Source organism: Arthrobacter sp. JCM 19049 (genome assembly GCF_001310435.1).
On the sequence record NZ_BAXF01000245.1, the window covers coordinates 1 to 3255 of the forward strand.

The following is a 3255-nucleotide window of genomic DNA, read 5'->3' on the forward strand; positions in this document are numbered from 1 at the left end:
TCTGCTGCATGGCCGCCGCCGCCCGGGTCAACCCCACATCCTTGCGGTGGGCCAGGGAAATGGTGCGGGTCAGGGAGGGCTGCTCCAGCCGGCGGGTATGGAACTCGCTGCGGTCCAGCAGCACCGTGGCCGGTACGACCGCCACCCCCAGGCCGAGCTGCACGAAACGCAGCACCGCATCCATCTCCCCGCCCTCCAGGACCACGTTCGGTTCCAGATTGCAGCTGCGATAGGCCTGCATGGTGGCTGCCCGCAGGTCATAGCTGGGGGAGAAGACGATCTGCGGCACCGGGGCCAACTGGGCCAGGCTCAGCGGGCCCTGCCCCGCCGGCAGCTGGCCGGTGTTGGCGGCAATGACCATGAGCTCCTCCGAGAGCAGCGGAATGTCATCCAGGGACTCGAAGGCGGCCGGTTCGTGCTCGGAGGCCACCACCAGGCCAAATCCAGTTGACCGGCCGAGAGCTGCTCCAGCAGCAGACGCGAACCGGCCTCGCTCAAGTGCAGCTCGATTCCCGGATAGCGCCGGTGGAACTCACCCAGCACCATGGCGACCAGGGAAATGCACATCGAGGGCGGGGCACCCAGCCGCACCCGGCCGGCACGCAGCCCGGCCAGCTCCTGCATCTGGTGGCGGATCCGGTCGGCATCGGCCAGCATCCGGGAAGCCAGCGGCACCAGCGCTTCCCCGGCCGGGGTGAGGGTGATGTTGCCGCGGGCGCGGTGGAAAGCTGGGATCCCAGCTCGGATTCCAGGGTGGCGATCTGCCGGCTCAGCGAGGGCTGGGCCAGGTGCAGCTGCTCGGCGGCCCGGGTGAAGTGACCCAGGTCCGCGACGGTCAGGAAACTCTTGAGCTGGTCGAGGTTCATGGCTCCAGCCTAAAGGACAATAGCAAAAACGCATCGAAACCAGAAAAATAATTCATTGTACTAATGGTTTCCGGGTTTCTAGCGTGGAAGCCATGGGTATGAACAGCTCCGTCGCGGGCAACAACGGCGACACCACGAACAACGAATCCAACGACAACGCCACCGGCCACCGGTTCGACGGCGGCACCGGCAAGATCCGGGAACGCAAGATCTCCACCGGCGTGCTGGTGATCGGCACCGGCGGATCCGGGCTGCGCGCAGCCATTGAACTGGCCGAACTGGGGGTGGACGTGCTGGCCGTGGGCAAGCGCCCCCGCCACGACGCCCACACCTCCCTGGCTGCCGGGGGCATCAACGCCGCGCTGGGAACCATGGACGCCGAGGACAGCTGGCAGCAGCATGCGGCGGACACCATCAAGGAAAGCTATTACCTGGCCAACCCGCACACCGTGCAGATTGTGGCGCAGGGAGCGGCCGAGGGCATCGCGGACCTCGAACGCTACGGGATGGGTTTTGCTCGTGAAGAGGACGGACGGATCTCCCAGCGCTTCTTTGGCGCCCATACCTTCCGCCGCACCGCGTTCGCCGGGGACTACACGGGCCTGGAAATCCAGCGCAGCCTGGTCCGCCGCAGTGAACAGCTGCAGGTCCCCATCCTGGATACCGTGTACATCACCGACATCCTCACTCATGACAACCGCGTGTTCGGCGCGTACGGCTTCGACGTGAACAACGGCACCCGCTACCTGATCCACGCCGATGCGGTGATCCTGGCCGCCGGCGGACACAACCGCATCTGGCGGCGGACCTCTTCCCGACGCGATGAGAACACCGGGGACTCCTTCCGCCTGGCGGTGGAGGCCGGGGCCCGGCTGCGCGACCCGGAGCTGGTGCAGTTCCACCCCTCGGGAATCATTGAACCGGAAAACGCGGCCGGCACCCTGATCTCCGAGGCAGCCCGCGGCGAGGGCGGCATCCTGCGCAACGGGCTGGGGGAGCGGTTCATGGAACGCTACGACCCGCAGCGCATGGAACTGTCCACCCGCGACCGGGTGGCGCTGGCGGCCTACACGGAAATCAAGGAAGGACGCGGCACCAAGAAGGGCGGGGTCTGGCTGGACATCTCCCATCTGCCGCGCCAGCTGATCATGGAGCGGCTGCCGCGGGTGTACCAGACCATGCTGGAGGTGCAGATGCTGGACATCACCCGCGAACCCATCGAGATCGCGCCGACCGCGCACTACTCCATGGGTGGGGTGTGGGTGCGTCCCGAAGACCACTCCACGCACGTGGAGGGGCTCTACGCGATCGGTGAGGCCTCCAGCGGCCTGCACGGGGCGAACCGCCTGGGCGGCAACTCGCTGATTGAGTTGCTGGTGTTTGGGCGGATCGTGGGCCGGGCGGCCGCCGAGTATTCGGCCGGGCTTGAGTCCCACACCCGTTCGGCCGCTGCGGTGACGCGGGCCCGCAGCGAGCTGGAGCGGCTGCTGGCCGCTGACGGACAGGAAAACGTGCGCTCCCTGCAACGGGCGATCCGGGACATGATGACCGAGTGCGCCGGGGTGGTGCGTGACGAGACGGGCCTGCTCGAAGGCTGCGCCGGCTGGATGAGATCGAAGCGCGGATGGCCAACGTGGGAATCCACCCGGACATTGCCGGCTTTCAGGACCTGGCGCACGCCTATGACCTGAAATCCGCGGCGCTCTCCGCCCGGGCCACCCTGGAGGCGGCGCTGGAACGGCGCGAAACCCGTGGCTGCCACAACCGCAGCGACTACCCCGAGCAGGATCCGCAGCTGCAGGTGAACCTGGTCTGGTCCCCGCGCGGCGGGGTGGTGCGCGAGTCGATCCCGCCGGTGCCCGCCGAGATCAGTGAGCTGATCGGTGAGGTGGACACGGCCGGGAAGCTGGTGGAGTAGTCCCGCGAGTTTAGAGACCCGTTGGAGCCATCGCACTCCTGCGGGCCTTTAAGCTGGCTGAGGGCAACAACCGGAAGTTCGCCCAGTTTGGCACCGAAGAAACCGTGCATTCGTCAACTTACCGAGGCAAAAGGACACAAGAATCCGTCATGGTGGAGTACGTCATGATGGACGTCCTTATCCATCGTGGTGTCTGGAAGCGCTACACCGGAGGCTCCAAGTGCAGTATTTGATCTGCTATAGCCAACTCATGAGAGTCGTGACTGACCATAGCCACCGCGCAGCCACGGAGAGCCTCCTCGCGCAGCACCTGATGGATCCGCTGCCGGCTTGCCGCATCCAGCCCGGCGGCCGGTTCGTCGAGCAGCAGTGTCGGGGCGTTCTGGGCCAACGCCTGGGCCAGCAACACGCGTTGTCGCTGACCCCCGGACAGGGCGGCGAAAGGCCGGTTCTCGAACCCCTCCATCCGCA

The 3255-nt window shown here is 66.6% G+C and carries 5 protein-coding genes and 1 pseudogene; 2 read left to right on the forward strand and 4 right to left on the reverse strand.

All coding sequences use genetic code 11. From position 1 onward, the window contains the following. The 3 genes from JCM19049_RS10295 to JCM19049_RS20100 form a co-directional block, all read right to left on the reverse strand. Positions 1 to 361: LysR family transcriptional regulator substrate-binding protein (locus tag JCM19049_RS10295; RefSeq protein ID WP_279402936.1), on the reverse strand; the 361-nt coding region annotated here is incomplete at its 3' end. After that, complete coding sequence (locus tag JCM19049_RS20095) at positions 310 to 567, reverse strand: LysR substrate-binding domain-containing protein (protein WP_306420778.1); 258 nt, start codon at positions 565 to 567, stop codon at positions 310 to 312. The genes JCM19049_RS20095 and JCM19049_RS10295, both read right to left, overlap by 52 nt. After that, positions 495 to 839, reverse strand: a complete 345-nt coding sequence (locus tag JCM19049_RS20100) for a LysR family transcriptional regulator (RefSeq protein ID WP_279402939.1) — start codon at positions 837 to 839, stop codon at positions 495 to 497. Before JCM19049_RS20100 ends, JCM19049_RS20095 begins: the two co-directional genes overlap by 73 nt. On the opposite strand from JCM19049_RS20100, the gene JCM19049_RS20105 reads away from it, so the two are divergent. Next, positions 789 to 917: a hypothetical protein gene (locus JCM19049_RS20105; protein ID WP_279402940.1), complete on the forward strand. Its 129-nt coding sequence runs from the start codon at positions 789 to 791 to the stop codon at positions 915 to 917. The two genes, JCM19049_RS20100 and JCM19049_RS20105, sit on opposite strands and share 51 nt — an antisense overlap. 143 nt (positions 918 to 1060) lie before the next feature. Continuing rightward, positions 1061 to 2784, forward strand: a pseudogene (locus JCM19049_RS10305) (L-aspartate oxidase). A gap of 202 nt (positions 2785 to 2986) precedes the next feature. On the opposite strand, the gene JCM19049_RS10310 reads toward JCM19049_RS10305, so the two are convergent. Further along, the coding region (locus tag JCM19049_RS10310; RefSeq protein ID WP_279402938.1) for an ATP-binding cassette domain-containing protein at positions 2987 to 3255 on the reverse strand (269 nt) is incomplete at its 5' end.

Coding starts and splice junctions, on each gene's coding strand:
- JCM19049_RS20095 (WP_306420778.1), bottom strand. CDS start 567: ATGTGCATTTCCCTGGTCGCCATGGTGCTGGGTGAGTTCCACCGGCGC.